Consider the following 20,461-nt stretch of genomic DNA (forward strand, 5'->3'; position numbering starts at 1 on the left):
TATCGAAGTACAATCGGAGCGTGTCGCACCTCCTCCTGCACCGCATCCACGCCGACCGCGACGGCCACCGCGCCCTCGACGACGTCAGCGCCTCGTTGCCGGCCGGCGCCGTCACCGCGCTCGTCGGCGACAACGGCTCCGGCAAGTCCACGCTGCTCGAGGTGCTCGCCGGCGTGCTGCCCCACGGCGGCACGATCGATCCGCCACCGACCCGCGTCGCCCTCGTCGTGCAGCGCACCGACCTCGGCGACCGGCTGCCGCTGTCGGTGCGCGCCGTCGTCGGCATGGGGCTCTGGCGCGAGCGTGGGCTGCTGCGTCGCATGCGTGCCGCCGATCGGGCGCGCGTCGACGCAGCGCTCGACGTCGTCGGCATGCGCACCCATGCCGGCCGGCAGCTCTCCGCGCTCTCCGGCGGGCAACGCCAGCGGGTGCTCGTCGCGCAGGGGCTCGTGCAGGATGCGCCGCTCACGCTGCTCGACGAGCCGACCGCATCGGCGGACGCCGCATCCCGCGACCGCATCGACGCCGCGATGCGCGCCCTCGCAGACGGTGGCTCGACGGTCGTCGTCGCCACGCACGACCGCGCGTCGCTCGCGCGCGCCGACCACGCGCTGCTGCTCGAGCGCGGCCGCGTCGTCGCGGCGGGCGCGCCCGTCGACGTCGCCGCCGAGCAGGCGCGACGCGCGGCGGCGGCGCTCGCGCTGCCCTGATCGCGCGGCCTCGGCGCGCACGAGGTGACGCTGAGCGCTCGAGCATGTGCACGCTGCATCCGGCGTCCCGCTCAGCGTCACCTCGTGCGCTCGTGGCCGTCACCCGACGCGTGCCGCCGCGCGGCAGGGGCACACGGCGTGGGGCGAGGGCATGGCGCATCCGGCAGGATGAGCGCATGGCGCTGCCGCTCCGCGAGCTCTACCTCGACGCGCTCGAGCTGTTCACCGCCGAGGCGCTCGCGGCCTCGGACTCGCTCGGCCTGCCGTCGGCGTGCGAGGGCTGGACGATCGCCGACGTCGTGCTGCACCTCGTGGCGACGCAGCGCAGCAACGTCATCGCCCCGCTCGCAGGCGAGGGCGAGCCGATCGGTCCGTCGTCGCAGCGCGTCGAGCTGCCGTACGTGCGCGCGATCGGCGTCTGGGAGCGCACGGCCCGCGAGGCGATGGCCGCCGTCGACGCGTGCTCCGACGACCGGCTGCCGCTGCTCTCCCTCCCGACGATGGATCTCACGATGCATGCGTGGGACATCCGCTGGGGCATCGCCCGCGTCGGCCTCGCCGACCGGCTCGAGCTGCCGGAGCGGCTGCTGGCGTTCGCAGAGGGCCTGCCGTCGCGCGTGCGCGACGAGCATGTGCGCGGCCCCGTCGTGTTCGCCGCGGCGCGACCCGCGCCGGAGGGCGCCTCGCGCACGGAGTCGATCATGGCGTGGGCGGGCCGCGCGGTCTGACGGCGCGTCCCGAGGTGCGCGTCGCGCAGGTGCTGCCGTGCGCGACCGGCTCGTCGGGCCTGGGTAGCCTGGTGCCGTGACCGTGCGCGACGACCTCATCCAGCTCATCCGCGACGAGGCCGTGTTCCACGGCGACTTCGTGCTCACCTCCGGCAAGCGGGCGTCGTACTACGTCGACATGCGCAAGCTGTCGCTCGACCACCGCGGCGCACCGCTCATCGGTGACGTGCTGCTCGACCTCATCGCCGACATCCCGGACGTCGTCGCCGTCGGCGGCCTCACGATGGGGGCCGACCCGCTCGCGAACGCCGTGCTGCACCGCGGCCTCGCACGCGGGCTCGCGATCGACGCGTTCGTCGTGCGCAAGCAGCCGAAGGACCACGGCCGCGGCCGGCAGGTCGAGGGTCCGGATCTCGCCGGCAAGCGCGTCGTCGTGCTCGAGGACACCTCCACGACCGGCGGCAGCCCCATCGCCGCGATCGAGGCGCTGAGGAAGGTCGGTGCGGAGGTGGTCGCGGTCGCCGTGATCGTCGACCGAGCCACGGGTGCGCAGGCGGCGATCGAGGCGACGGGCGTCGAGTATCGGGCCGCCATCCACCTCGGCGACCTGGGCCTCGAGCCCTCCTGACCCGACCATCTGAGGGCAGAGCAGGGCAGGACAGGACGAGAGGAGACGGATGGGCGGCGTGCTCATCGGGTTCGCGATCATCGCGTTCGTCATCCTCGTCGGCTGGGTGCTGGCCCGCACGAAGATCGTGTCGCAGGACGACCGGCTCGTGCTCAACAGGGTCGCGTTCTTCGCAGCGAGCCCCGCGCTGCTGTTCACGGTGCTCGCCGCATCCGACATCCGCGTGCTGTTCTCGGGCGTGCTGCTCGTCGCGCTGCTGACGTTCGTGGCCGTCGCGCTCGTCTACACGGTCGTCACGCGCATCTGGTTCACGAAGGACGTCGGCCGCATCGCGATCGGCGCGTCGACGTCGGGCTACTCGAACGTCAACAACATCGGCCTGCCCGTCGCCGTGTACGTCATCGGCGACGCCCAGTTCGTGGGGCCCATGATCATGCTGCAGCTGCTCGTGCTCGCGCCGCTGCTGCTCGGGGTCCTCGACGTCACGAGCGCCGGCAAGGCGTCGTTCCGGGGCATCGTGACGCAGCCGCTGCGCAACCCGATCCTCATCGCATCCGTGCTGGGGGCGATCGTGTCGGCGACGGGGTTGCAGATCCCGGATCCCGTGCTCGCGCCGCTCGAGATCCTCGGCGGTGCCGCGGTGCCGCTCATGCTCGTCGCGTTCGGCATCTCGCTCGGCGGCGACAAGCCGCTGGCACGCGGATCGGGTCGCAAGGAGGTGCTGCTGGCGACGATGCTGAAGGCGTTCGCTGCGCCGGCGATCGCGTTCGTGCTCGCCCGCTTCGTCTTCGGCCTGTCGGACGAGCTCGTCTACGCGTGCACGATCATGGGTGCGCTGCCGACGGCGCAGAACATGTACCAGTACGCGCTGCGCTACCAGACGGGCACGGTCGTCGCGCGCGACGTCATCCTGCTGACGACCATCTCGTCGCTGCCGGTGATGCTGCTCATCGCGTGGCTGCTGCGCGCGTAGCGCGCGAGGCACCCTCCCTGCCGCCGAGCGGTCGCTCGATGTCGTGGTTCGGGCTCGATCACGACATCGAGCGACCGATCGCGCGTGCGTCAGCCCAGGAGCGCCAGGACGGCGGGCCACGTCAGCACCGCCACGTAGAAGCCCATGAACTGCACGCCCGTGTGCATCTGCACGAGGCGGTTGAGCGTGCCGCCCGCGAGGCCGACGACGATCGCCACGCCCAGCGCGACGAGACCACCCTCGTAGAGGCAGATCACGGCGATGAGGCCCGCGAACGCCCCGATGACGGCCTCGTGGCTGACCTTCCGCATGATCCACGACGCTGCGCGGTGCGCCTGCGTCATCGCGAACGGATAGGTCAGCAGCACGGCGACGAGCACCGCGAGGAGCCCGAACACGAGGAACTGCCACGGCTCGAGCAGGTCGTGCAGGTTGTTCGTCGTGCCCGCCTCCGCGTCGATCGTGTACACCGGCGGCGCGTTGAACAGCGGGTTCGCAGGACCCGCAGCCATGGGCGACAGCGGCAGGCCGATCGCGATGAGCGGGATGAGCGTCTCGGCGATGTAGGTCGACTCGGTCGTGCCGTTCTTGATCGCCATCATCGACGTGAGCCGGCGGTAGCCGTTCTTGATGCGGCCCGCGAACGTCTCGCCCATGAGCACCGTCATCGCGACGGGCGAGAACACGAAGGTCGCGCTCGACACCACCGCCGCGCCGGCGGTCGATGCCGCCTGCCGCGCGTCGAGCACCTGCAGCGGGTTCGGCATGCGTCCCGACCACGTGCGCGAGTCGGCGGCGAGCTCGAACACGCGCGGCGCATCCCGGCGCATCCGAGCTCGACCGCCGGGCGTCGACGCGAGGAAGAGGTCGAGGATGAGCGGCCCCGTGGCGATGCCGAGGAAGAACGAGATCGACAGCGGCGTGCCGAGGATCGCCGTCGAGCCGTCGCGCAGCAGCACGATGAGCACCACGAACGGCACGAGCGCCACGAGCGCCCGCCAGCGACCCTTCGACACGAGCGCGATGAGCGCGGCCGCGGCGAGGAACAGCCACGGCGCCACCGCACCGATCGCCTCCGAGAACGGCGTGAGGATCCACGCGAACAGCACGGCGACCGGCACGGCGATGATCGCGGCGATCACGCCGCCCGAGATCGCCTTGCGCAGCGCGATGTGCGGCACGCCCAGCTCGCGCAGCAGCTGCGCATCGCGCAGCAAGGGTGCTGCGAGGGTGTCGCCGGGGATGCCGAGCAGCGTCGTGGGGATCGCGTGCGTGATGTGCTTCGCCGAGATCGCCGCCATGAAGAAGGCGAAGACGCCCACGGGCGGCACGCCCAGCAGGATGACGAGCAGGGTGATGGGCGCGATCGTCGCCGTCTCGTCGGTGCCGGAGACGAGGCCCAGGAGGCCGAACACGACGGCGCCGACGACCGCCATGCCCGCGGCCCATGCGAAGAGCTCGAGGATGTCCATCAGGCGACCTCCCCCGCCTCGGTGCGGCGGCGGTGCTGCGCGGCGAGGTCGTCGTAGAGCCCGAGCGCGCGCACCTCGGCGATCAGGCGCGCCGGCAGCTCGTCGGGGTCGCCGAGCGGGCCGATCTCGGCCTCGATCGCATCCATCGCCTCCCGGCGCGAGCCCGCGGTCTCCGCACCGATCTCGACCCTGCGCTTCGGGCCGAACAGGCGCGCGGCGATGACGGCGGCGACGAGGCACGCGCCGATGCCGGCCAGCAGCGCGTACGAGCGCTGCAGCCCCTCCGTGACGTCCGTCATGGCGAGGAGCCATGTGGTGCCGAGGTAGGCGGGCGCGCCGAGGCCGACGCCCAGCACGATCGACAGCACGAGGTGCCGGGAGTCGACGGTGTCGCCCCACACCTCCATGAGCCTCGTCTGCGAGGCGGGTGGCTGCTGGGTCATGCGTGCTCCTTCGTCGACAGCGCGCGGGCGACGCGCGACGACGTGGGTCGGGCGAGCGTCGTGGACAGCCACGCGCTCGCATCGGTGAGGGCTGCGAGGTCCACGCCCGTGTGGACCCCCATGCCGTCGAGCATCCACACGAGGTCGTCGGTTGCGAGGTTGCCGGTCGCGCTGCGCGCGAAGGGACAGCCGCCGATGCCGCCTGCGGACGCGTCGAACGTGCGCACGCCGGCCTCGAGGCCGGCCAGCACGTTCGCGAGGGCCGTGCCGTACGTGTCGTGCATGTGGAGGGCGAGGTGGTCGATGGGGATGCCGTCGCCGGTGAGCGCGTCGACGACGCCGCGCACCTGGCCGGGGGTGGCGACGCCGATCGTGTCGCCGAGCGAGAGCTCGTCGACGCCCCACTCGTGCAGCAGCGCTGCGACGCGGACGACGTCCGAGAGGGGCACGTGTCCCTCCCAGGGGTCGCCGAAGACCATCGACAGATACCCTCGCACGCGCACGCCGTCTGCGCGGGCATGCGCGACGACCTCGCGTGCCGCCGCCTCGGTCGCGGCGCGCGAGGCGCCGAGGTTCTCGCGCGCGAACGTCTCGGTCACGCTCAGGAACACGGCGACGTCGCGCGCTCCGGCGGCGACGGCCGCGTGGTAGCCGTGCAGGTTCGGGGTGAGCACGGGCGTGCGGATGCCGAGGTCTGCGACGGCCGAGAGCACGGCATCCGAGTGCGCCATCTGCGGCACGCGGTCGGCGCGCACGAACGAGCCGACCTCGATGACGGGGAGCCCGGCGGCGGCGAGCATGCGGATGGCGCGGATGCGGTCGTCGACGCCGAGCGTCACCGCCTCGGCCTGCAGGCCGTCGCGCGGCGCGACCTCCCAGATCGTCACGGCGTCGGGCACGCCAGGCAGCGGCGAGGGCTCGGGTAGGCGCGGGTCGCGCACGCTCATCGGCCGGCTCGCAGCTGGGCGAGCTCGCGCTCGGCGACGTCGGCGCGCACGGCGCCGGCGGCGACGAGGCGGGCGGCGAGCGCGTCGACCTCGTCGGCCGTCGCGCCTGCCGACACGGCGACGTTGCGGGCGTGGAGACCCATGTGGCCGCGCTGGATGCCCTCTGCCGACAGGGCGCGCACGGCGCCGACGTTCTGCGCGAGGCCGACGGCGACGACGATGCGCGCGAGCTCGTCGGCCGTCGAGACCTCGGTGAGGCGCACCGCGGCCTGCGCAGCCGGGTGGCTGCGGGTGGCGCCGCCGACGAGGCCGACCGGCATGGGCAGCTCGAGCGTCGCCGCGAGGTTGCCGTCGGCATCGCGCTCCCACGTCGACAGCGAGCGGTAGCGGCCGTCGCGGGCGGCGTGCGCGTGGGCGCCGGCCTCGACGGCGCGGGTGTCGTTGCCCGTGGCGAGCACGACGGCCGTGATGCCGTTCATGATGCCCTTGTTGTGCGTCGCCGCCCGGTACGGGTCGTCGTGCGCGAGCGCGCCGGCCTCGAGCATGTCGGCGACGACCTGCGGGCCGCCGATGTCGTCGGGCCGGATCACGACGCGTGCGCGCGCGAGGCGCAGGTCGGCCTTGTTCGTGAGGATGCGCAGCAGATGCCTGCCCTGGGCGATGCTCGCCAGGAGGGGAGCGGTCGCCTCGGCCATCGTGTTCACGGCGTTCGCGCCCATCGCATCGCGCACGTCGACGACGAGGTGCACGACGAGGTGGGTGCGGGTGGCGCCGTCGACGATGCGCACGTCGAGGCGGCGCGCGCCGCCGCCGTGCTCGATCAGTCGCGGGTCCTGCGCGTTCGCGAGCTCGAGCACCTCCGCCTCGCGCTCGAGGATGCGGGCGCGGGCTGCGTGCACGTCGGCGACGTCGAGCAGCTGCACCTGCGCCTGCATGATGGGGCCGGTGGTCGTGGTGGTGAAGCCGCCGGTGGGGCGGGCCATGCGGGCGACGTTGCTGGCGGCGGCGACGACGCTCGGCTCCTCGGTGGCCATGGGCACCAGCACCTCGCGGCCGTCGACGATGAAGTTCGTCGCGATGCCGACGGGGATGCCGATCGTGCCGATCGCGTGCTCGATCATGCGGTCGGCCTGCTCGAGGTCGATGCCGCCGTTCAGGAACGCGGCGAGGTCGCCCGGGTCGATGCCGAGCTCGGCGGCGACGGCGGCGCGGCGCTCGTGCGGCGCGAGCGTGCGGAGCCCGCTCAGTCGGGAGGTGCGTGCCACGGTGCAGGCCTTCCTGGCGCGCGTCGTCGCGTCGCCTCCCTCATGGAAGCAGTCGGCCCACCGTCCCGATGTGTCTCGAGTGGACGCTCTCAGGCGTCCTGCTGTGTCTCAGCCCGCCTCAGTCCGCCGCCGCCGCCCACGGGCCGCTCGCGCCGATCCCGACCGACTCGAGCGTCGCGTCGGGCTCGACGAAGACGAGCTGGCACCCCGTCGCGCTGCCGTCGGCGACCTCGCCGAGGCCGTCGCAGGCGAAGTCGCCGATGCCGAAGAGGTTCACGGGCGCCACCTCGCCCGACGACGCGTCGCCGTGCCACGCGGAGGCCGGCACGCTCTCGTCCCCCTCCGAGCCGAAGTCGACCTCGTAGTGCACGAAGTAGGGGGTGTGGCCCTCGACCTCGTCGAGGCCCGTGAGCGAGGCGACGTCGGCGGCGGTCATCTCGTCGATCGCGGTCACGGTCATCGTGCCGTCGCCGTAGTCGTCGGCCTCGCCGAGCGGCAGCGGACCCCCGCCGCTGCAGCCGGCGAGCAGCAGGACCGCGGCGGTGGAGGCGAGGAGGGCGGGGACGACACGTCGAGACATCACGCCGCGACGCTATCGCCGCGGCGCCGGGAGGATCCTGCATGCCCACGAGCCGTGCGTCGCCGTTCGGCGCGCGGGCGAGCCCATCGGCCGCGCGCTCACCCGCGCAGCATGCGCCGCGCGAGCTCGAGTCGCACTGCCACCTCGACGCGGAAGCGGGACTCGGGATCGGTCCACGCCGACCCGAGCAAGGTGCCGATGCGGGCGGCGCGCTGCTTCACGGTGCTCGGATGCACCCGCAGCGCCGCGGCCGCCGCCTGCACGGAGCCGCGCGCGTCGAGCAGTGCCCGCATCGTGTCGACGAGGGACGTGCCGCGCTCCGAGTCCCAGGCGAGCACGGGCGCCAGCACCGCCTCGATCGCGGATGCCGCAGCGGCGCCGTCGCCGGCGAAGAGCCCCGAGTAGGGCGCGAGCGTCGCGGCGTCGACCGCGCCGGTCGCGTCGAGCCCGGCGGCGAGGCGGGCGCTCGAGGTCGCGCGTCGGGCGGCGTCGGCCGCGCCGCCGAGGTCGGCGGCACGGGCGCCGACGGCGAGCGCGTCGTGGACGCCGAGCGTGCCGAGCACCTCCGTCGCCGCCTGGAGGGGCGACGCGTCGGGCACGAGCACGACGAGCCCGTCGGGTGCGTGCGCCGTGAGCCACGCCGCGCGGCGGCCGGCGATCGCGACCCAGCGTGCGCGCACCTCCGCGACCGCGGGGACCGCGACCGCCGCCCATGGCGCATCCACCGCGAATCCCCGCGCCGCCGCTCGTCGCAGCGCTGCAGGGGAGGCGCCGTCGAGCAGGTCGAGCGCGAGCTCGCCCCGCACGCGATCCTCCGCGTCGGCGACGGCGGAGCGCTGCACCGCGAGGAACGCGAGCACGAGCGCCGCGCGCTCGACCGTGCGGCGGCGCACGCCATCGAGCGGCGTCGCGCCGCGGCCGACGAGCAGCGCACCCGGGCGCTCGCGTGACGCGAGCACGGGCGCGACGAGCTCGACGGCACCGTCGACGACGACCGCGGCGCCCTCGCGTGCCGCCGCGGCGAGCGCACGGCCGAGCGACGGCACGGCATCCGCGAGCGCTGCGTCGCCAGCGACGAGCCGATGCTCGGCGTCGAGCAGCGCCACGGGCCGCGCGAGCGCCGTCGACAGCGTCGCCACGAGCGCCGCGGGCTCGGCCCCGTCGACGGCGGCGCGGGCGAGCTCGGCGTGCAGGTCGGCCGCCCACTCGGTGTGCCGGCGCCGATCCTCCGCGAGCTGCGACGCCGTCGCGACGTCCTCGAACAGGCTCGCGACCTGCAGCACGATCGCCGCATGCCCGCCGAACGTCGACAGCAGCGCGATCTCGTCGGCGGCGAACCGATGCGCAGACCTCGTCGCCGCGAACAGCACCCCCAGCACCCGATCGTGGGCGACGAGCGGCACGCCCAGCAGCGACCGCAGCCCCTCCTCGGCGAGCACGTCGTCGATGATCGCGTCGTGCGGCAGCGTCGCCTGCGCGTACTCCTCCACCCACTGCGGCGTGCGCGTGCGCACCGCGAGGCTCGCCACACCCACGCCGGCAGGCACCACCATGCCCAGGAAGCGCGGGGATGCGATGCCGCGCGTCGCCCGCACGTACAGGCGATCCTCGCGCTCCACGTACGTCGACAGATAGGCGACGTCGACGCCCATCAGGTCGAACGCGCGATCGACGATGCGCTGCAGCATCGCATCGACCTCGTGCACGTCGAGCAGGTCGCGCGTCGACGCCATCACGGCGCCCAGCTGCACGTCGCGGCGCACGAGCCGCTCCCGCTCGTCGAGCAGCCTGCGCATCGCCGCCGCATCCGCCGCGTCCGGCAGCGCCGCCCGGATGCGGGCGTCGTCGACGTGCGCGCCCGCGACGGCGTCGTCGAAGATCCCCGACAGCGACGACGCATCCACGGAGCGCTCGCCTACGCCGCGTCGGACGGCGGCCACTCGGTGAGCGGTGCAGCAGGCGTCAGCACGCCCTCCGCGACCGGCACCGGCACCTCGTACCGCGTCGGCGCGGTGCCGTCGATCGAACCCAGACGATCCTCGACGAGCACGACTCGCGCGCTCGACAGCTCGGCGATGCGCGCACGCACCGTGCGCCCGTCCGGCAGCACGAGCGACCACGCACCGTCGAGCCACGCGATCGAATGCGCGTCGAGCGCCTCCTCGACCTCCAGCCACTCCACGGGCGCGCCCATCGGACGGCCCAGCAGATCCATCGCCTGGAACAGGCCGCCCTCCGCCAGATGCACGTAGCCGACGGTCTCGCCGTCGGCGCGCCGATGCGGCATCCATTCGTCGGGGATCACGGCGAGACCCTACCGCTCGCGCCCGTGCGTCGCAGCCCGCAGACGCGATGCGCGCGACAGGCGTAGCGTGCCGAGGCACGCGCACACGAGGAGGCGGCCATGGCGGGCGACGGACACAAGCGGATCAACGCGAGGGTCGTGGGCATCGCGATCGCCGCCGCGCTCGGTGGCTTCCTCTTCGGATTCGACACGGCCGTCATCAACGGCGCCGTCGACGCTCTCGCAGGGGAGTTCGCCCTCTCCGCAGCGGTCAAGGGCTTCGCCGTCTCGTCGGCGCTGCTCGGCTGCGTCGCCGGAGCCTGGTTCGCCGGGCAGATCGCGAACCGCTTCGGCCGCATCCCCGTCATGCTCGTCGCCGCTGCGCTGTTCCTCGCGTCGTCGATCGGATCGGGCCTCGCGTTCGGCGTCGTCGACCTCATCGCATGGCGTGTCATCGGCGGCCTCGGCGTGGGCGCCGCCTCCGTCATCGCACCCGCCTACATCGCCGAGGTGTCGCCTGCGCACGTGCGCGGACGCCTCGGCTCCCTGCAGCAGCTCGCGATCGTGCTCGGCATCTTCGTCGCGCTGCTGTCGAACGCGGCGCTCGCGTCGTTCGCGGGCGGCGCGGCCGGCGAGCTGTGGGCCGGGCTGCAGGCGTGGCGGTGGATGTTCATCGCCGAGGCGATCCCCGCGGTGATCTACGGGGTGATGGCGATCCGGCTGCCCGAGTCGCCACGGTTCCTCGTGGCGAAGGGCGACGTCGACAAGGCATCCCAGGTGCTGCTCGACTTCACGGGCGAGCCCGACGTGAACCTGCGCATCGAGCAGATCCGCACGTCGCTGCAGCGCGAGGACCGGGAGTCGCTGCGCGACCTGCTGGGCTCGCGCCTGGGGCTGAAGCCCATCGTGTGGGTCGGCATCCTGCTGTCGGTGTTCCAGCAGTTCGTGGGCATCAACGTGATCTTCTACTACTCCACGACGCTGTGGCGGTCGGTGGGGTTCGACGAGTCGGATGCGCTGCTCACGAGCGTCATCACGTCGGTGACGAACATCGTCGTCACGATCGTCGCGATCCTCATCATCGACAAGGTGGGGCGTCGCATCATGCTGCTGGCGGGCTCGGCGCTCATGGCGGTGTCGCTGGGCACCATGGCGCTCGCGTTCTCGTTCGCGACGCTCGATGCCGACGGGGCGGCGACGCTCGAGGCGCCGTGGTCGACGATCGCGCTCGTCGCGGCGAACCTGTTCGTCGTCGGCTTCGGTGCCACGTGGGGCCCGGTCGTGTGGGTGCTGCTGGGTGAGATGTTCCCCAATCGCATCCGCGCGGGTGCGCTCGCCGTGGCCGCTGCGGCGCAGTGGCTGGCGAACTTCGCGATCTCGACGACCTTCCCGGTGTTCGCCGAGATCGGGCTCACGTTCGCGTACGGGTTCTACGCGTTCTTCGCGGCGCTGTCGTTCGTGTTCGTGCTGCTGCGCGTGCCTGAGACGAAGGGCATCGAGCTGGAGGACATGCAGGAGGAGATGGACGTGCGCAAGCGCGCGTCGTCGTCGTAGCCGCGCACGGTGGTCGCTCGTGGTGGTGACTGGTCGCTCGTTGCATTCGACCGATCACCACCATTCGTGACCAGGCAAGGCCCGCGGCGGGGATCGACGCGACCACGAGCGACCAGTCCGACGAAGGGATCGTCGGCCGGCGTGGCTGCGCACGGAAGCGCGGCGCGCGATCGCTGCCTGCATGCGTGCATGCAAGCAAGCAGACGCACGCACGCCCGTCGCCGTCGACCCGTCGGACGCCGCCGCACCGCAGGGCTAGCGTGAAGGGATGCTGCGCGACCGCCTCTACCCGACGCCGCGCGCCGTCGTCCTCGGGCAGGCCGGCACGGGATGGCTCGGGCTCGTCTCGTCGTGGGTGCTGCTCGGGTTCGGGTCGGTGCTCGCTGCGCTCTCCGGCTCGGGGCTCGCGGATCTGTCGCTCGCGTGCGAGGCATCCGAGCGCGTGTGCGGCGCCGCGGCGTGGGGCGGCGTCATCGCGGGGGTGACGTCGATGGCCGTCGCGGTGCTCTTCTCGATCGTCATCGCCCGCGGGTTCGGACCACCCGTGCGCTGGTGGATCCTGCCCGCCACGGCGGGCACGATCGGCGCCGGCCTCGCGCTCGGCGCGTTGCTGGGCGAGGGGGAGGTGCCGCTCGGGATGCTCGTCGCAGGCATCGCCGTGCTCGCGGTCGCCGTCGGCCTCGGCATCCTCGCGCTCGGGCAGGGCAAGGCGGCGGTCTACGGATGGGTGCGGCTCGACGGGCTCTCGGGCCGCGAGGTGCCCATGCGCGGCATCGAGGGGCTGCTGCCCGTCGCTGCGGTCGCATCCTTCGCCGCAGCGGCGACGTTCGCGGTGCACACCGCGCGCCTGCTCGCCTCGGGCTGATCGCCTTCAGCCGCGACGCTGGTCACGGTTCGACCGACGGTGGTCGCCCTTGCACCGGATTCGGCCCCGATCAGGTGCAACCGTGACCAGTCCCACGCGGCCGGAGATCGACGGTGGTCGCCATTGCACCGGATTCGGCCCCGATCAGGTGCAACCGTGACCAGTCCCACGCCGGGAGGAGGACTCAGACGTCGGCGTGTGGCGGCTCGGCGTCGACGTCGGTCTCGTGCGGCTCTGCCTGCACGAGCTCGTGCACCCCGGAGACGATCTCGTCGGGCCGGAACGGGTACTGGTCGATCGAGGTCGTCGTCGTGATGCCCGTGAGCACGAGCACCGTGTGCAGGCCCGCCTCCATGCCGGCGATGATGTCGGTGTCCATGCGGTCGCCGATCATGCCCGTGTTCTCGGAGTGCGCGCCGATCTTGTTGAGCGCCGATCGGAACATCATCGGGTTCGGCTTGCCGACGACGTACGGCATCTTGCCCGTCGCGGCCGTGATGAGCGCCGCGACCGAGCCCGTCGCCGGCAGCGGCCCCTCCGGGCTCGGGCCCGTCGCATCCGGGTTCGTCGTGATGAAGCGAGCGCCGGCGTCGATGAGGCGGATGGCCTTGGTGATCGCCTCGAACGAGTAGTCGCGCACCTCGCCGACGACGACGAAGTCCGGGTCGGTCTCCGTCATCGTGAAGCCCGCGTCGTGCAGCGCCGTGATGATGCCCGCCTGCCCGAGCACGTACGCCGAGCCTCCCGGCATCTGCTGCTTCACGAAGTCCGCCGTCGCGAGCGCCGAGGTCCAGATGCGGTCCTCCGGCACGTCGAGGCCCGACGCGCGCAGCCGTGCTGCGAGGTCGCGGGGCGTGAACATGGAGTTGTTGGTGAGCACGAGGAACTCGGTGCCCGCGTCGGTCCACTGCTGGATGAGCGCCTGCGCGCCTGGCAACGCGTGGTTCTCGTGGACGAGCACGCCGTCCATGTCGGTCAGCCAGCACTCGATGTCGGTGCGATCGCGCATGCCTCGACGCTAGCGCGCGCACCCCTCGGGTGGTTGGGTTTCGTCGGTATCCGCGCGATGACCTCCGGTCGCGCAAGGCTCGGGCGGTGGCCGCCGGTAGCGTCGGAGCGTGGATGCGGACGGTGGACCTGGGGCGGCGCACGGGCACGAGTCCGACGTGGAGCCAGCGCACGGCGTGGGCCCGTGGACGGGCGCGCTGCCCACCGATGCCCGCTACGACGCGGAGCTGCTGGAGCACGGCGACCGCCGCAACGTCGTCGATGCGTACCGGTACTGGAGCGTGGAGGCGATCGTCGCCGACCTCGATCGGCGGCGGCATCCGTTCCACGTGGCGATCGAGAACTGGCAGCACGACCTGAACATCGGGTCGATCGTGCGCACGGCGAACGCGTTCCTCGCCGCGGAGGTGCACATCGTCGGCAGGCGCCGGTGGAATCGGCGCGGCGCGATGGTGACCGACCGGTACCAGCACGTACGGCACCACGAGTCGGTGGAGGCGCTCGCGGCGTGGGCGGCGGAGGCCGGGCTGCCGATCGTGGCGGTCGACACGCATCCGGCGTCGAGGGCGGTGGATGCGGCGCCGCTGCCGGCGGCGTGCGTGCTGCTCTTCGGCCAGGAGGGCCCCGGTCTCACCGATGCGGCGATCGGGGCGGCGCTGGGCGCCCTCGAGCGAGTCGGTGCCCTCGACGCCCGCGAGGTTGGCGGCGGCGAGCACGAGGATGGCGACGTTGACGGTGCCCGCGATCGCGAGCGCGATCGTCACATCCCACCGAGTCGCTCGCAGCAGGCGGGGGATGGCGAGGCCGTCGCGCTCGCGATCGCGGAACCGGTCGCGGGCGAGGCTCGAGTGCGCGTAGATCGCGTGCGGCATGACGGTGGCGCCGAGGATGGATGCGGCGAGCAGCACCGTGTCCGGCCCCTCGAAGCGGGGCACGAGGCCGCCGAGCGCCTCCGCGCCGGGAGGCGCGACGACGACGCCTGCGGTGAAGCCGACCGCGATGACGACGAGCAGCGCGGTGATGGCGACCTCGAACACCTTGGGGCCGCGACGCGTCTGCATCCACAGCAGCGCCATCGAGATCGCGCCCGTGATGGCACCGCCTGCGACGAGCGGGATGTCGAACAGCAGCCAGAGGGCGACGGCGCCACCGATGACCTCGGCGACGTCGGTCGCCATCGCGACCGCCTCGGCCTGCAGCCAGTAGGCGATGCGGCCCGCGCGTGAGCCGAAGCGCTCGCCGAGCAGCTCGGGCAGCGACCGGCCGGTGACGATGCCGAGCTTCGCCGACAGGTACTGGATGAGCCACGCCATGAGGTTGCCTGCCACGACGACCCACAGCAGCAGGTAGCCGTAGCGGGCGCCGGCAGTCATGTTCGCGGCGACGTTGCCGGGGTCGAGGTAGGCGACGCCGGCGACGAGCGCGGGCCCGAGCAGCCAGATCGGCCGCGGGCGCAGGAGGGGGGATGCGGCGCGCTCACCAGTTTTCGGCATGCCGAAAGAGTACGACCAGGCCACTCGAAACCGCAAGACGGCGCCCGGGACGCCCTCCCGCTCCCCGAGGTGGGTGGGGCGAGCCCTGCCCGCTCCCTGAGGTGCGAGCGGAGCGAGCCTCGAAGGGTGCGTCACGACCGCGACGCCGGGTCGTGGCGGTGACGGCGATGCGCCGGACCCCTACCCGATGAGGCTCGGCTGCAGGTCGCGCAGCGTGCGGTGATCCATCATGCGGGCGACGCCCACGACGACGAGCGCGAGCGCCACGACGCCGAACAGCGCGAGCACGATCGCGTCGTGCCACCCGATCGCCGCCGATCCGCCGTACATCGCCTGCCGCAGCGCCTCGACGGCGTACGTCATGGGCATCGCGTGGTGCAGTGCAGCGAGCGGGCCGGGCAGGGTCTGCCATGGGAAGGTGCCGCCTGCCGTGACGAGCTGCACGACCATGAGCACGAGCCCGAGGAACTGGCCGACGGAGCCGAGCCACACGTTGAGGGCGACGATGATCGCGGCGAAGACGGCGGAGGCGAGCAGCATGACGCCGAGCACGCCCCACGGCACCGCGAGGGTGAACCCGAGCGCGAGCGTGACGATGCCGAAGAGCGCGACCATCTGCAGCGCACCGAGCGACGCGGGTGCGAGCCACGATGCGATGCCGACGCGGATGGGCGAGCGCAGGGCCGTCACGGCTCGCCGCGACACGGGGTGCACGATCAGCAGCAGCGCGTAGATGCCGATCCATGCCGCGAGCGACAGGAAGAACGGCGCGAGCCCCTCGCCGTACGAGCCCGCGCTGGTCAAAGCATCGGCGTCGAGCGCGACGGGGTCGGCGATCGTGTCGGCCTGCTCGTGACGCTGGGATGCGGTGGAGGCCGGGATCTCGCCCACGGCCTCGGTGAGCCCCGAGGAGAGCTCGGCGGCGCCCGAGTCGAGCTGCGCGAGCCCACCGTCGAGCGCGGATGCGCCGTCTGCGGCGTCGTGCGCGCCGGATGCGAGCGTCGTCGCGCCCGAGGAGGCCGACGCGGCGCCGGTCGCGAGCGTCGCCGCTCCCGTGGAGAGCTGCGAGGCGCCATCCGCCGCCTGCGCGATGCCGCCCGCGAGCTGCGGCGCGGAGGTCGAGAGCCGTGCGGCGCCATCGGCGACCTGCTGCGCACCGGCGGACAGCTGCTGCAGCTGCCCGGAGGCGGCCTGCACGCGCCCGTCGCCGTCGACGACCGCCGCGCCGAGCTCGTCGAGAGGTGCGAGCGCCTGCGCGATCGCGGCGTCGTCGAGCCCCGCTGCCTGCAGCGCGGCCACGATGTCGGTGCGCGTCTGCGGCACGTCGGCGGCGAGCCCGCTCGTGACGGACGCGACCTGCGCACCGACGGCGGCCACCTGCGCATTCCCGTCGGCCACCTGCTGCGCGCCGGAGGCGAGCGCTGCGGCGTCGGCGGGCAGCGTGGAGGTCGACGACTGCAGCGTCGCGAGGCCCGATGCGAGCGGCGCTGCACCGTCTGCCAGCTGCTGCGCGCCCGAGGCGACCTGCTCGGTGCCGGAGGCCAGCGCATCCGCCCCGGTGGCGAGCTCGGCCGTGCCGGAGGCGAGCGTCGTCGATCCGGCGTGCGCGTCGGAGGCGCCTGCTGCGAGGTCGCCGGCGCCGGTGGAGGCGTCGACGATGCCGTCGCGGATGTCGGAGATCGCCAGCAGCAGCCGTCCGGCGGCCTCCTCGCCGACGGACTCCTGCACGGAGGCGAGGATCGCGTCGGTCGCGCGCTCGCCGATCGTGCCGGCGAGGTAGCCGTTCGCGTCGTTCGTCTCGAGCGCGATGCGTGCCTGCCGCGGGTCGTCGCCGGAGGCGCTGAGCAGGTCGGCGGAGAAGGTGGCCGGCAGCGTCACGGAGAAGTCGTACGTGCCGTCTGCGACACCTGCGGCAGCGCTCGCGGCGGTGACGCGGTGCCAGTCGAAGTCGCCGGAGTCGACGAGCTGCTCGGCGACCTCGTCGCCGACGACCCGTGCCGTGCCGTCGTCGTCGGTCGCGCCGGCGTCGGCGACGACGAGCGCGACGGGCACGGCGTCGAGGCTGCCCTCGGGGTCCTGGTTCGCCCACAGGTACAGGCCGCCGTACAGCAGCGGCACGGTGCACAGCGCGAGCAGCGCGATGCGCGCCATGGGGGTCGCGACGAGCCTGCGCAGCTCGGCGATCACGATCTGCGGCACGGTCATGCGGCCTGCTCCTCGGATGCGGATGCGGATGCGGATGCGGATGCGGTGGCCAGCGCGTCGCTCGCCGATCCCGCGGGCTCGCCCGCCGCCGCATCCAGCTCGCCCGTCGCGTGCAGCACGCGGGCGGATGCGGGGCTCGCGAGCACGAGCACCGCGAAGCCGCGGGAGGCGAGCGAGCGGGCGAGCGCCCACCAGTCGTGGGGATCGCCGCCGTGGCGGTCGGGGCTCGCGAGCACGAGGGCCTCGACGTCGTCGCGCAGGATCGCGAGCTCGGCGAGCACGCGGGTGCGGGTGGCGGGGGCGACGTCGGCGATGGGCACGTCGAGGTCGGCGAGCACGTCGAGCTGCGCCGCCCATGCGCGAACGCTGCGGGGGTCGCCTGGCACGCCTGCGAACAACAGCTCCTCGGCGATCGCGCCCGCGAGCGTCACGGCGGGGTCGGGGTCGGAGGCGCGGGGCGCGTCGACGAGCGCGACGCGTGCGCGCAGGCCGCGGCGGTCCTCGGCGCCGTCGAGCAGCACGCGTCCGGTGCTGGGCACCATGCGGCCCGCGGCGATGAGCCCGAGCACGGTGGGGCGCTGCTCGGTCTCGACGACCACGAGGGTCGCCTCGCCGGATGCGAAGCGCGCATCCGTCGGCGGCAGCGCCCTCCCCATGGCGACCTGCTGCATCCGAACGTCCATCTCGCACTCCCTCTCGCGACTCGTCGATGGTAAACTAAACTGACTGGTCAGTACAAGTATTGCCGAGAGGTGCAGCATGCCCCGCCCGAACCTGAGCCGCGCGAAGGTGCTCGACGCCGCCGCAGCGCTCGCCGCCGAGCGCGGCGTGACCGCGACGACCGTCGACGACATCGCCGAGCGCGCCGGCGTCGCGAAGGGCAGCGTGTACTACTCGTTCCCCAGCAAGGACGCCGTGTTCGAGGCGGTGCTCGCCGAGGCCGTGGCCCGCACCTCGGCCCGCCTCGGCGACGCGCTCGCCGCCGCGCAGCCAGGCGGCGCGCTGCGGGCCGTCGTCACAGCCTTCCTGCAGGGCGTCGACGAGCGGCCGACCGTCGCGAAGGTCGTCGCCGGCGAGCTCTTCCGCACCGACCGGCCGTGGCAGGAGTCGCTCGCCGCGTACCGCACCGCCCTCTTCACGCTCGTCGCCGACGCCATCGTCGCCGACGGCGCGCCTCGTGCCTCGACGCTGCGCGCCTCCGCCGTCGTGGGCGCCATGGTCATGGTCGCCTTCGAGCGCGCCGTCTTCGAGCCCGAGCGGACGATCGCAGAGAGCGTCGCGGCCGTCGTCGACTGAGGAGGCGGGGCGTGGGGCGTGGGCTGGCGCCCGCTGCGCCGGGTCGACAGCATGGGGTGAGCAGTCCCGCCGACGAGGAGCCCGCATGCCCGACGACGACGTCACCACCGCACCGAGCCAGCAGGCCTCGGGCACCCAGGCGCCGGGCACGCAGGCCCTGCGCACCGCCCGCGACCTGCTCGTGGCCCTCCGCGACGACTACGACCAGGCGGTCGCGACCTTCGCGTGGCCCGACGTCGGCACCACGTTCAACTGGGGCATCGACTGGTTCGACGCGATCGCGGCAGGCAACGACCGCGAGGCGCTCGTGATCGTCGAGGAGGACGGCTCGCGCACCGCGCGCACGTTCGCCCAGATGGCGGCGAGGTCGAACCAGCTCGGCGCGTGGCTCGTCGAGCAGGGCGTGCGCCGCGGCGACGCCGTGCTGCTCATGCTGGGCAACCGCGTCGAGCTGTGGGAGTCGATGCTCGCGCTCATCAAGGTCGGCGCCGTCATCCTGCCGACGACGGTCGCGACCGGCGGCGCCGACCTGCGCGACCGGCTGCAGCGCGGCTCGGTGCGCGTCGTGGTCGCGGGCACGGGCGACGTGGCCAAGTTCGACGGTCTCGCAGACGGCCTCGTGCGCATCCACGTCGCCGACGAGGCAGCGGATGCGGCGGAGGCCGCCGACGCGACGGGCGCGGCTGGCGGCGACGGGGCCGCGCCCGACGCCGGCTGGCTGCGCTACGCCGACGCGTTCGACCGCCCTGCCGCACCGCTGCCGCATCCGGGCACGGGCATCCGCGACCCCCTGCTGCACTACTTCACCTCCGGCACGACGAGCAGGCCGAAGCTCGTCGAGCACACCCACGTCTCGTACCCGGTGGGACACCTGTCGACGATGTACTGGCTGGGCCTCAGGCCCGGCGACGTGCACCTCGCCATCAGCTCGCCAGGGTGGGCGAAGCACGCCTGGAGCTGCTTCTTCGCGCCGTGGATCGCCGAGGCGACGATCTTCGTCGCCAACCAGCCGCGCTTCGACGCCGCAGGCCTGCTGGGCACGATGCGGCGCGAGGGCGTGACGTCGTTCTGCGCGCCGCCGACGGTGTGGCGCATGCTCATCCAGGCCGACCTCTCCGAGGGCCCCGGTGCCCTGCGCGAGGCGATCTCGGCTGGCGAGCCGCTCAACCCCGAGGTCATCGCGCAGGTGCGCAGGCACTGGGGGCTCACGATCCGCGACGGCTACGGCCAGACCGAGATGACGGCCGTCGTCGCGAACTCGCCTGGCACGACCGTGCGCGACGGCTCGATGGGTCGGCCGCTGCCAGGCTGCCGCATCGTGCTCGTCGACCCCCTCACCGGCGAGGAGGCCGACGAGGGCGAGCTGTGCATCGACGCGCGCGACCAGCCCGTGAACCTCATGACCGGCTACGTGGGGGATGCCGAGCGCACGGCCTCGACGATGGCGGACGGCCTCGTGCACACGGGCGACATCGCTGCGCGCGACGCCGACGGCTCCCTGACGTACGTCGGCAGGACCGACGACGTCTTCAAGGCCTCCGACTACAAGATCAGCCCGTTCGAGCTCGAGAGCGTGCTGCTCGAGCATCCCGCCGTCGCCGAGGCTGCGATCGTGCCGGCGCCCGACGCGGTGCGCCTCGCGGTGCCGAAGGCGTACGTCGTGCTCGCGGCCGGGCACGAGCCCGACGAGGCGACGGCGCTCGACATCCTCCGCTACGCCCGCGAGCACCTCGCGCCGTACCTGCGCGTGCGCAGGGTGGAGTTCGCCGAGCTGCCGAAGACGATCTCGGGCAAGATCCGCCGCGTCGAGCTGCGGCAGCGCGAGGAGCGCGTCGCCGCGGGCGAGATCCGGGCGCACGAATGGCGCGACGACGCGCTGCGCGACGCGGCGCCGGGCTCGGCCTGACGCGGGTCCGAGCCGCATCCATCGACGCTCGTCCTTCGGCGACGCTGTGGACGCAGCCAGGAGGGGGCGAGGAGGCTCGGGATAGGGTGGAGTGCAAGCGGGCT

18 protein-coding genes and 2 pseudogenes are annotated in these 20,461 nt (G+C 73.4%); 9 read left to right on the forward strand and 11 right to left on the reverse strand.

Features of this window, described 5'->3' with window-relative positions; genetic code table 11:
* Nucleotides 1-20 precede the first annotated feature (20 nt).
* The 4 genes from ACZ6H8_RS06880 to ACZ6H8_RS06895 all read left to right on the forward strand — a co-directional run bounded on the left by ACZ6H8_RS06880 (nt 21) and on the right by ACZ6H8_RS06895 (nt 3,039).
* A complete protein-coding gene (locus ACZ6H8_RS06880) occupies nt 21-710 on the forward strand; it encodes a metal ABC transporter ATP-binding protein (protein ID WP_464145785.1) in 690 nt (229 codons plus the stop codon).
* Between the two features lie 176 nt (nt 711-886).
* A complete protein-coding gene (locus ACZ6H8_RS06885) occupies nt 887-1,438 on the forward strand; it encodes a maleylpyruvate isomerase N-terminal domain-containing protein (protein ID WP_464145787.1) in 552 nt (183 codons plus the stop codon).
* A gap of 76 nt (nt 1,439-1,514) precedes the next feature.
* A complete protein-coding gene (gene pyrE / locus ACZ6H8_RS06890) occupies nt 1,515-2,066 on the forward strand; it encodes an orotate phosphoribosyltransferase (protein ID WP_464145789.1) in 552 nt (183 codons plus the stop codon).
* A gap of 49 nt (nt 2,067-2,115) precedes the next feature.
* A complete protein-coding gene (locus ACZ6H8_RS06895) occupies nt 2,116-3,039 on the forward strand; it encodes an AEC family transporter (protein WP_464145790.1) in 924 nt (307 codons plus the stop codon).
* Between the two features lie 89 nt (nt 3,040-3,128).
* Here ACZ6H8_RS06895 and ACZ6H8_RS06900 read toward each other — a convergent pair whose 3' ends face one another.
* The 7 genes from ACZ6H8_RS06900 to ACZ6H8_RS06930 form a co-directional block, all read right to left on the reverse strand.
* A complete protein-coding gene (locus ACZ6H8_RS06900) occupies nt 3,129-4,511 on the reverse strand; it encodes a tripartite tricarboxylate transporter permease (protein WP_464145791.1) in 1,383 nt (460 codons plus the stop codon).
* Complete coding sequence (locus tag ACZ6H8_RS06905) at nt 4,511-4,954, reverse strand: hypothetical protein (protein WP_464145793.1); 444 nt, start codon at nt 4,952-4,954, stop codon at nt 4,511-4,513. Before ACZ6H8_RS06905 ends, ACZ6H8_RS06900 begins: the two co-directional genes overlap by 1 nt.
* Nucleotides 4,951-5,901: a hydroxymethylglutaryl-CoA lyase gene (locus tag ACZ6H8_RS06910; protein ID WP_464145795.1), complete on the reverse strand. Its 951-nt coding sequence runs from the start codon at nt 5,899-5,901 to the stop codon at nt 4,951-4,953. Before ACZ6H8_RS06910 ends, ACZ6H8_RS06905 begins: the two co-directional genes overlap by 4 nt.
* On the reverse strand, nt 5,898-7,166 hold the full coding sequence (locus ACZ6H8_RS06915; RefSeq protein ID WP_464145796.1) for a hydroxymethylglutaryl-CoA reductase, degradative: 1,269 nt from the start codon (nt 7,164-7,166) through the stop codon (nt 5,898-5,900). Before ACZ6H8_RS06915 ends, ACZ6H8_RS06910 begins: the two co-directional genes overlap by 4 nt.
* Before the next feature lie 118 nt (nt 7,167-7,284).
* A complete protein-coding gene (locus ACZ6H8_RS06920; RefSeq protein WP_464145797.1) occupies nt 7,285-7,749 on the reverse strand; it encodes a hypothetical protein in 465 nt (154 codons plus the stop codon).
* A 95-nt stretch (nt 7,750-7,844) separates the two neighbouring features.
* Nucleotides 7,845-9,650, reverse strand: a complete 1,806-nt coding sequence (locus ACZ6H8_RS06925; protein WP_464145799.1) for a GAF domain-containing protein — start codon at nt 9,648-9,650, stop codon at nt 7,845-7,847.
* Nucleotides 9,651-9,661: 11 nt separating this feature from the next.
* Nucleotides 9,662-10,051, reverse strand: a complete 390-nt coding sequence (locus tag ACZ6H8_RS06930) for a hypothetical protein (RefSeq protein ID WP_464145801.1) — start codon at nt 10,049-10,051, stop codon at nt 9,662-9,664.
* Nucleotides 10,052-10,150: 99 nt separating this feature from the next.
* On the opposite strand from ACZ6H8_RS06930, the gene ACZ6H8_RS06935 reads away from it, so the two are divergent.
* Both ACZ6H8_RS06935 and ACZ6H8_RS06940 read left to right on the forward strand, forming a co-directional pair.
* A complete protein-coding gene (locus ACZ6H8_RS06935) occupies nt 10,151-11,584 on the forward strand; it encodes a sugar porter family MFS transporter (protein WP_464145803.1) in 1,434 nt (477 codons plus the stop codon).
* Between the two features lie 268 nt (nt 11,585-11,852).
* Nucleotides 11,853-12,449 carry a hypothetical protein gene (locus ACZ6H8_RS06940; RefSeq protein ID WP_464145805.1) on the forward strand — a complete coding sequence of 199 codons (597 nt, stop codon included), beginning with the start codon at nt 11,853-11,855 and terminating at the stop codon, nt 12,447-12,449.
* 184 nt (nt 12,450-12,633) lie between these two features.
* On the opposite strand, the gene ACZ6H8_RS06945 is transcribed toward ACZ6H8_RS06940, so the two are convergent.
* Entirely contained in the window at nt 12,634-13,458 is an 825-nt protein-coding gene (locus tag ACZ6H8_RS06945) for an HAD-IIA family hydrolase (protein WP_464145807.1), read from the reverse strand.
* Nucleotides 13,459-13,615: 157 nt separating this feature from the next.
* Here ACZ6H8_RS06945 and ACZ6H8_RS06950 point away from each other — a divergent pair.
* A pseudogene (locus tag ACZ6H8_RS06950) lies at nt 13,616-14,128 on the forward strand (TrmH family RNA methyltransferase); the annotation flags it as partial.
* On the opposite strand, the pseudogene ACZ6H8_RS06955 reads toward ACZ6H8_RS06950, so the two are convergent.
* The 3 genes and pseudogenes from ACZ6H8_RS06955 to ACZ6H8_RS06965 form a co-directional block, all read right to left on the reverse strand.
* Nucleotides 14,117-14,950: pseudogene (locus ACZ6H8_RS06955) on the reverse strand (Nramp family divalent metal transporter); the annotation flags it as partial. The pseudogenes ACZ6H8_RS06950 and ACZ6H8_RS06955 sit on opposite strands and share 12 nt — an antisense overlap.
* Before the next feature lie 180 nt (nt 14,951-15,130).
* Nucleotides 15,131-17,155 (reverse strand): YhgE/Pip family protein, encoded by a 2,025-nt coding sequence (locus tag ACZ6H8_RS06960; protein ID WP_464145809.1) that lies wholly within the window; start codon nt 17,153-17,155, stop codon nt 15,131-15,133.
* Nucleotides 17,152-17,838 (reverse strand): hypothetical protein, encoded by a 687-nt coding sequence (locus ACZ6H8_RS06965; protein WP_464145811.1) that lies wholly within the window; start codon nt 17,836-17,838, stop codon nt 17,152-17,154. Before ACZ6H8_RS06965 ends, ACZ6H8_RS06960 begins: the two co-directional genes overlap by 4 nt.
* 76 nt (nt 17,839-17,914) lie before the next feature.
* Between ACZ6H8_RS06965 and ACZ6H8_RS06970 the strand changes: the two genes are divergently transcribed.
* On the forward strand, nt 17,915-18,451 hold the full coding sequence (locus ACZ6H8_RS06970) for a TetR/AcrR family transcriptional regulator (RefSeq protein WP_464145813.1): 537 nt from the start codon (nt 17,915-17,917) through the stop codon (nt 18,449-18,451).
* Nucleotides 18,452-18,536: 85 nt separating this feature from the next.
* A complete protein-coding gene (locus ACZ6H8_RS06975) occupies nt 18,537-20,357 on the forward strand; it encodes an AMP-binding protein (RefSeq protein WP_464145815.1) in 1,821 nt (606 codons plus the stop codon).
* The last annotated feature ends 104 nt before the right edge of the window (nt 20,358-20,461 follow it).

This window comes from Agrococcus sp. AC640b, from assembly GCF_979255995.1.

Bases quoted from the DNA above. Each gene is read 5' to 3' on its own strand.
- ACZ6H8_RS06885 (WP_464145787.1), top strand. From the start codon at position 887: ATGGCGCTGCCGCTCCGCGAGCTCTACCTCGACGCGCTCGAGCTGTTC.
- ACZ6H8_RS06895 (WP_464145790.1), top strand. From the start codon at position 2,116: ATGGGCGGCGTGCTCATCGGGTTCGCGATCATCGCGTTCGTCATCCTC.
- ACZ6H8_RS06900 (WP_464145791.1), bottom strand. From the start codon at position 4,511: ATGGACATCCTCGAGCTCTTCGCATGGGCCGCGGGCATGGCGGTCGTC.
- ACZ6H8_RS06905 (WP_464145793.1), bottom strand. From the start codon at position 4,954: ATGACCCAGCAGCCACCCGCCTCGCAGACGAGGCTCATGGAGGTGTGG.
- ACZ6H8_RS06910 (WP_464145795.1), bottom strand. From the start codon at position 5,901: ATGAGCGTGCGCGACCCGCGCCTACCCGAGCCCTCGCCGCTGCCTGGC.
- ACZ6H8_RS06935 (WP_464145803.1), top strand. From the start codon at position 10,151: ATGGCGGGCGACGGACACAAGCGGATCAACGCGAGGGTCGTGGGCATC.
- ACZ6H8_RS06940 (WP_464145805.1), top strand. From the start codon at position 11,853: ATGCTGCGCGACCGCCTCTACCCGACGCCGCGCGCCGTCGTCCTCGGG.
- ACZ6H8_RS06945 (WP_464145807.1), bottom strand. From the start codon at position 13,458: ATGCGCGATCGCACCGACATCGAGTGCTGGCTGACCGACATGGACGGC.
- ACZ6H8_RS06960 (WP_464145809.1), bottom strand. From the start codon at position 17,155: ATGACCGTGCCGCAGATCGTGATCGCCGAGCTGCGCAGGCTCGTCGCG.
- ACZ6H8_RS06965 (WP_464145811.1), bottom strand. From the start codon at position 17,838: ATGGACGTTCGGATGCAGCAGGTCGCCATGGGGAGGGCGCTGCCGCCG.
- ACZ6H8_RS06970 (WP_464145813.1), top strand. From the start codon at position 17,915: ATGCCCCGCCCGAACCTGAGCCGCGCGAAGGTGCTCGACGCCGCCGCA.
- ACZ6H8_RS06975 (WP_464145815.1), top strand. From the start codon at position 18,537: ATGCCCGACGACGACGTCACCACCGCACCGAGCCAGCAGGCCTCGGGC.